This window comes from Mycolicibacterium vaccae NBRC 14118 = CIP 105934 (assembly GCF_001552715.1).
Lineage (GTDB): Bacteria > Actinomycetota > Actinomycetes > Mycobacteriales > Mycobacteriaceae > Mycobacterium > Mycobacterium vaccae.
On sequence record NZ_BCRS01000243.1, the window covers coordinates 1 to 5800 of the forward strand.

Annotated in this window: 3 protein-coding genes and 1 pseudogene; 3 read left to right on the top strand and 1 reads right to left on the bottom strand. The window is 70.9% G+C overall.

Annotated features, from left to right (window positions below):
- A pseudogene (locus MVA01S_RS28170) lies at window positions 1-601 on the bottom strand (hypothetical protein); the annotation flags it as partial.
- A 151-nt stretch (window positions 602-752) separates the two neighbouring features.
- Between MVA01S_RS28170 and MVA01S_RS28175 the strand changes: the two are divergent.
- The 3 genes from MVA01S_RS28175 to hrpA all read left to right on the top strand — a co-directional run.
- Window positions 753-1646, top strand: coding sequence for a mycobacterial-type methylenetetrahydrofolate reductase (locus tag MVA01S_RS28175; RefSeq protein ID WP_003931408.1), 894 nt, complete (start codon window positions 753-755; stop codon window positions 1644-1646).
- A gap of 53 nt (window positions 1647-1699) precedes the next feature.
- Window positions 1700-2086: a hypothetical protein gene (locus tag MVA01S_RS28180; protein ID WP_003931407.1), complete on the top strand. Its 387-nt coding sequence runs from the start codon at window positions 1700-1702 to the stop codon at window positions 2084-2086.
- Between the two features lie 24 nt (window positions 2087-2110).
- The coding region (hrpA, locus tag MVA01S_RS28185) for an ATP-dependent RNA helicase HrpA (RefSeq protein ID WP_060941786.1) at window positions 2111-5800 on the top strand (3690 nt) is incomplete at its 3' end.

Genomic DNA, 5800 nt, shown 5'->3' on the forward strand with positions numbered 1-5800 from the left:
ACGGCGGCGCCTCCACCCGCGCCACGACCGCGGTGCCGCCGCGGGCCACCAGCAGCCGCGGTTCGCCGGGGCGCACGCCGGCCACGGGCGGCAGCTCGACGACCTGGTGCAGCACCGGCTGGGCGGCCGGGTCGGCCAGGTCCAGGCGCATCAACCGGTTCGGCTGCTCCCACCACAGGATCGCCGAAGCCCCGGCGGTGCCCAGGGTGGGCCCGACGGCCACGTTCCGGGTGGCGGCCTCGCCGGTGGCGACCTCCAGCGTGACCAGCAGGCCGTCGGTGGTCCGGGAGAACACGAACCGGCCGTCCTCGGTGGTGATCAGGTCGTTGGACGGCGCGAAGGTGCCGGGTGCGGTCGCGGTGACCGTGGTGCCGTCGACGATGCCGAGCTCGTCGCCGGCCCGGTAGGCCAGCAGCGGGCCGGTCTGCGCGGGCGGCGGGGTCGTCGTCGTCGGCTCGAACGGAGAACGCGAACTGGACGGGGTCGCCGTCGTCGTCTCGGGCGAGGTCTCCAGGCCGGTGCAGCCGGTCAGCAACGCGAGGACGCTCAGCGCGGCGACGAGGACAGGACGGGGGCGGGGATTTCTCTGAGGCTTCTTCATATGCGGTCTACACCCCATGAAAGCTCACCGGAGCAGGCGGCGGCGCCCCAGGTATGGTGATTTTTCTCGGTTGTGGGGGGAGCGTGCGGCCTCGACGATGACGTCGGGCCGACGCCGGGGGACAATTCGTCGTCAGATGCGGAGCAACGCTGTGAGCTTGAACACCATCGCTGTGGAACTCGTGCCGCCCAACGTGGACCGGGGCCGCGAGCAGGCCATGGAGGACGCCGAGAAGGTGTTGCGGTGTTCGGCCGAGGCCGGGCTGGCGGGCCGGATCCGGCACGTGATGATCCCGGGGATGATCGAGGAGGACGGCGACCGTCCCGTCGAGATGAAGCCCAAGCTCGACGTCCTCGACTTCTGGAACATGATCAGGCCGGAGCTGCCCGGCATCAAGGGGCTGTGCACCCAGGTCACCGCGTTCATGAACGAGGCCGAACTGAGCGACCGGCTCACCGTGCTCGGTGACAGCGGGTTCGAGGGCATCGCGTTCGTCGGGGTGCCGCGCACCCTCAACGACGGCGAAGGCACCGGGGTGGCGCCCACCGACGCGTTGTCGATGTTCGACAAGGTCGTCGAGAACCGCGGCGTCATCCTGATCCCGACACGCGAGGGCGAGCACGGCCGCTTCAACTTCAAATGCGACCGCGGCGCCACCTACGGCATGACCCAGCTGCTCTATTCGGACGCCATCGTCGGCTTCCTGAAGGAGTTCGCCGCGACGACCGATCACCGCCCCGAGATCCTGCTGTCCTTCGGGTTCGTGCCCAAGGTGGAGAGCCGGGTCGGGCTGATCAACTGGCTGATCCAGGATCCGGGCAACGAGGCCGTCGAACGCGAGCAGGAGTTCGTCCGGACCCTGTCCGAGACCGACCCCGATGGCCGCCGCCGCCTGATGGTGGACCTGTACCAGCGCGTCATCGACGGCGTCGCCGACCTCGGGTTCCCGTTGAGCGTGCACTTCGAGGCGACCTACGGCGTCAACACCGCCGCGTTCGACACGTTGGCCGAGATGCTGGCCTACTGGGCGCCGGACAAACCCTGACGGGTCCGCACCCGCTGGGATGAGATTTCGCCGCCCGCGCGGTCTACTTGAGCATGGACCCCCGGCACCCGGCGCACACCCGGCTGGTCCGTGCCGGAATCCGCGGCACCGGGGCGGTGCTGGCCGCGTTGTCGGCCGTCCTGCACGTGTCGTCGCCGACAGTCCTCACGGCCGTGATGGCTGTCGGGTGTCTGTACTGCGCCTACCACCTGTGGCGGTTCGACTCCGTGCGGAGCTGGTTGTTCGTCGCGGTCATGAACATCGCGATGATCGCCGCGCACCTGCCGTGGGCGGGTCACCGGCACGGCGCTGCGCTCTCGGCGGGAGCAGCGGGAGCCGCGGACATGGCGGTGGCCATGCAACTGGCCACCGCGATCGCCGGTGCCGAGATCCTGTTCGCGGCGACGGTCCTGTACGTCCGAACCCGTGCGCCCCGGTGACGGCCTTCCGCCTATCGTGGCCGAGTGGCTGAACCGTCCGGTACCGATGTGCGGGGTCTGCGCGCGCGCCTCGACGGCCTGACGCTCAGCGATGCCGCGCGGCTGGGCCGGCGGCTGCGGCAGCTCCGCAACCCGGGGCCCGAGCAACTCGCCCGCATCGCCGAGCGGGTCACCGCCGGCGAGGCGTTGGTCGCCGCCCGTCGTGCCGCAGTCCCGGAGATCACCTACCCCGATCTGCCGGTCAGCGAGCGCCGCGACGACATCGCCGCGGCCATCGCCGCCAACCAGGTGGTGATCGTCGCCGGCGAGACGGGCTCGGGTAAGACCACCCAGCTACCCAAGATCTGCCTGGAGATGGGCCGGGGGATCCGCGGCACCATCGGTCACACCCAGCCGCGCCGGCTCGCCGCCCGCACGGTCGCGTCGCGCATCGCCGACGAACTGGGCACCCCGCTGGGCGAGGCGGTCGGCTACACCGTCCGTTTCACCGATCAGGCCTCCGACCGGACGCTGGTCAAGCTGATGACCGACGGGATCCTGCTCGCCGAGGTGCAGCGCGACCGCCGCCTGCTGCGCTACGACACGCTGATCATCGACGAGGCCCACGAACGCAGCCTCAACATCGACTTCCTGCTCGGCTATCTGCGGCAGCTGCTGCCGCGACGGCCCGACCTCAAGGTCATCGTCACCTCGGCGACGATCGAACCGGAACGCTTCGCGCAGTTCTTCGCCGGAGGCGAACATGGATGTAGCGGCGACGCGCCGATCGTCGAGGTCAGCGGTCGCACCTACCCGGTCGAGATCCGGTACCGCCCATTGGAAGTCGCCGTTCCAGGTCGGGACGACGAGGATCCCGACGACCCGGACCACGAGGTGGTGCGCACCGAGCTGCGCGACCCGGTCGAGGCGATCATCGACGCGGTCGCCGAACTGGAGGCCGAGCCGCCCGGCGACGTGCTGGTGTTCCTGTCCGGCGAGCGCGAGATCCGCGACGCCGCAGAGGCTTTGCGGGCGGTGACCGACCCGGGCCACACCGAGGTGCTGCCGCTGTACGCCCGGCTGCCGACGGCCGAGCAGCAGAAGGCCTTCCAGCCCGGTCGCACCGCACGCCGGATCGTGTTGGCCACCAACGTCGCCGAGACCTCGCTGACGGTGCCGGGCATCCGGTACGTCGTCGACCCCGGGACCGCGCGGATCTCGCGCTACAGCCGACGGACCAAGGTGCAGCGGCTGCCCATCGAACCGATCTCGCAGGCCTCGGCGGCGCAGCGCGCGGGCCGGTCGGGCCGCACCGCGCCCGGCGTGTGCATCCGGCTGTATTCCGAGGAGGACTTCGAGTCCCGGCCCCGCTACACCGATCCGGAGATCCTGCGCACCAACCTGGCCGCGGTCATCCTGCAGATGGCCGCGCTCGGGTTCGGTGATATCGAGGGCTTCGGGTTCCTCGACCCGCCCGATAAACGCAGCGTCCGCGACGGTGTGGCGCTGCTGCAGGAACTGGGCGCCTTCGATCAGAAGGCTGAGCTCACCGACGTCGGACGCAGGCTGGCGCAGATCCCCGTGGACCCACGGCTGGGCCGGATGATCCTGCAGGCCGACACCGAGGGCTGCGTGCGTGAACTGCTGGTGCTGGCCGCGGCGCTGTCGATCCCGGACCCGCGGGAACGGCCCGTCGACAAGGAGGAGGCGGCCAGGCAGAAGCACGCCCGGTTCGCCGACCAGCACTCGGACTTCACCACCTTCCTGAACCTCTGGAACTACCTGACCGAACAGCGGAAAGAACGCTCCGGCAGTTCATTTCGCCGGATGTGCCGCGACGAGTTCCTGCACTACCTGCGGATCCGGGAGTGGCAGGACCTGGTCGGCCAGCTGCGCGGGATCTGCCGTGACATCGGAATCCGGGAACAGGACGAGCCGGCCGACGCCGCGGCGGTGCACGCGGCGCTGACTGCGGGCCTGCTGTCGCACGTCGGGATGCGCGAGACCGACGGGCGCACCTACCAGGGCGCCCGCAACGCCCGCTTCGTGCTGGCCCCGGGGTCGGTGCTGAGCAAGCGTCCGCCGCGCTGGGTCGTGGTCGCCGACCTCGTGGAGACCAGCAGGCTGTTCGGCCGCACCGCGGCCCGGATCGAGCCCGAGGCCGTCGAGCGGGTCGCCGGACATCTGGTGCAGCGCAGCTACAGCGAACCGCACTGGGATGCCGAGCGCGGGGCGGTGATGGCCTACGAGCGGGTCACCCTCTACGGGCTGCCGTTGGTGGCGCGCCGCCGCGTCGGCTACGCCCAGGTGGATCCCGAGGTGGCGCGCGAGCTGTTCATCCGGCACGCGCTGGTCGAGGGGGACTGGCAGAACCGGCACCACTTCTTCCGCGACAACGCAAGGCTGCGTGAGGAACTCGCCGAGCTGGAGGACCGGGCCCGCCGCCGCGATCTGCTGGTGGGCGACGACGAGATCTACGCGTTCTACGACGCGCGGGTGCCCGCCGACGTGGTGTCGGCCCGCCATTTCGACGGCTGGTGGCGCAAGCAGCGGCACCGGACCCCTGACCTGCTCACGATGAGCCGCGACGACCTGCTGCGCGACGAGGCCGGCGTGGAGCAGCCCGACACCTGGCAGGCCGGGGACCTGTCGTTGCCGTTGAGCTATCGGTACGAGCCCGGTTCGGCCGACGACGGTGTCACCGTGCACGTCCCGGTCGACGTGCTCGCCCGGCTCGGCGGCGACGAGTTCGCCTGGCAGGTCCCCGCGCTGCGTGAGGAGCTGCTCACCGCGCTCATCAAGTCGCTGCCCAAGGAGCTGCGGCGCAATTTCGTGCCCGCACCGGACACCGCCAGGGCGCTGCTGGCCTCGATCACCCCGGACAGCGGGCCGCTGCTCGACGCGGTGCAGCGCGAACTGCGCCGCCGCACCGGCATTCTCGTTCCGATCGACGCGTTCGACCTGGACAAGCTGCCACCGCATCTGCGGGTCACGTTCGCGGTGGAATCCCCCGACGGCACCGTGGTGTCCCGCAGCAAGGATCTGGGCGAGCTCCGGCGCACGCTCGCCGCCCCCACCCGCCAGGCCGTCGCGGCCACGGTGGCGGGGAATCTGGAGCGCAACGGACTGCGGGACTGGCCGCAGGACCTCGACGAACTCCCACGTGTCGTCGAGAACACAAGCGCCACCGGCTATCTCGTCCGCGGCTATCCCGCGCTGGTGGATGCCGGGTCCGCGGTCGACATCCGGGTCTTCGCGTCGAAGGCCGAGCAGGACGCCGCGATGCCGCGCGGCAGTAGGCGCCTGCTGCTGCTCGCCGGTCCTTCGGTGGCCAAGAGCGTCGAACGCGGCCTCGACACCCGGGCCCGGTTGATGCTGGGCAGCAATCCCGACGGGTCGCTGCCGGCGCTGCTCGAGGACTGTGCGACGGCCGCAGCCCAGGTCCTGGTGCCTGAACCGGTCTGGACGAAGAGCGAATTCGCCGCGGCGCGAAAGAGATTGACCGCAGGTCTGCCCCAGGCCACGGCCGATGTGGTGCGCCGGGTGGAGAAGGTGCTGGCTGCGCTGCACGAGGTCGAGGTCGCGCTGCCGGCCACCCCGGCCCCGGCTCAGGCCGACGCCGTCGCCGACATCCGCGCGCAGTTGGCGCGGTTGGTGCCGAAGGGATTCGTCGCGGCGACCGGCGCCGCCCGGCTGGGCGACCTGGCCCGCTATCTGACCGCGATCGTGCGCCGG

Excerpts from the sequence above, each read along its gene's own strand:
- MVA01S_RS28180 (WP_003931407.1), top strand. The coding sequence starts at position 1,700 with ATGGACCCCCGGCACCCGGCGCACACCCGGCTGGTCCGTGCCGGAATC.